Source organism: Stenotrophomonas sp. Steno-Z10-BAI, from assembly GCF_056393115.1.
In genome coordinates this window covers 1-1,199 of sequence record NZ_JBWJOZ010000021.1, presented here as the reverse complement: position 1 = coordinate 1,199, position 1,199 = coordinate 1, and the positions used below count along the sequence as shown (strand labels likewise).

General features: G+C 60.0%; 1 protein-coding gene and 1 pseudogene. Both read left to right on the top strand.

Annotated elements, in window-relative coordinates:
* A pseudogene (locus AC06E9_RS19705) lies at positions 1-498 on the top strand (hypothetical protein); the annotation flags it as partial.
* The gene (locus AC06E9_RS19700) at positions 491-922 is read left to right on the top strand and encodes a hypothetical protein (RefSeq protein WP_088435229.1); all 432 of its coding nucleotides are present in this window, start codon (positions 491-493) and stop codon (positions 920-922) included. The pseudogene AC06E9_RS19705 and the gene AC06E9_RS19700, both read left to right, overlap by 8 nt.
* The last annotated feature ends 277 nt before the right edge of the window (positions 923-1,199 follow it).

The window sequence follows — 1,199 nt, the reverse complement described above, 5'->3', positions numbered from 1 at the left end:
AAGACAGATTCGGTCGTGGATAGCAACCTGAAGCTGCTGGCGGACAAGGTTCCAATGACCCGGCAGGAATTTGACCTCTTGCTGGTCCCGACTGCGCACGTCACCGAATACGGCTATTGCGTCCACGATTTCGTCATGGCGCCGTGCCAGCGCTTCCGGGACTGCCTGAACTGCAGTGAGCAGATGTGCGTGAAGGGCGATCGGCGGTTGGCGAGAATGCAAGAGCGGCTGATGCAGGTGAACGCGCTGGTGGAGCGCGCTTCGTCCGAGATCGCCAATGGCACCGCGGGAGCGGATCGCTGGTTCGAGACGCACCAAATGACGCAGCAAAGGCTCGCGCAACTGATCGAGGTTATGCAGTCCGCGCAGGTTCCAGATGGCACCTTGATCAGGCTCAGGGCCAACCAGGAGTTCAGTCCTGTGCGCAGGGCGCTTCGAAAGCGCTCCCTCGCACTGCCTCCTGCAGACGGACAGACCGGGATGCTTGACAATGGGTAGACATCTGCGAGATCGCGATGTCCAGCGCGTTGTCGAGATTCTCGATGGGTGGAAATCGGGCCTGACCTGGGAGGCGTTGGTCGAGGCCTGCCAAAAGCGCCTAGGCCTTCAGCCGGTGCGCCAGACACTCTATCGTTCGATGAGAATCCGGGAAGCGTTTGAACTGGCCAAGGCGCGGGTGCGGTCAGATGCGTTGCCAGTGCCTTTGCCATCCTCGTTGCGCGCAGCAGGCGAACGGATTGTTCGCTTGGAGGCGGAAAACGGCCGCCTAAGGCGAGAGAATGAAGGACTGATGGGTCAGTTCGTCATCTGGCAGTACAACGCGCATCTGAAAGGAATGTCCGAGGCCGAACTGAATTGTCCGCTCCCGGAGGTTGACTTGGGGCTGACGCAGAAAAAGAAGAGTCCACACAAGGGCATCTAGAGTGGCCGGTGCAACCGCCGGAACTAGTGCGGGGCACGCTTCTAGATGACTGGCAACTGCCGGCACAGCAATCAGGATGATCCGACTGGCGGGCAGCCTTCACAGGCTGAAGCCCAAATCCTCGACTGAATGGCCGGAGAACCAATGCTGCAGCGTGGCGACTGCCGCCGGATCGAGCTTATGAGTGAAGAGAAGCGCAAGGCGCTTCCGCGGCCTTGAAACCGCCACGTAGAACAGATTCCTATAGCGCTCGTAGGCGACTTGGCGCGATGCGATC

Excerpts from the sequence above, each read along its gene's own strand:
- AC06E9_RS19700 (WP_088435229.1), top strand. The coding sequence starts at position 491 with ATGGGTAGACATCTGCGAGATCGCGATGTCCAGCGCGTTGTCGAGATT.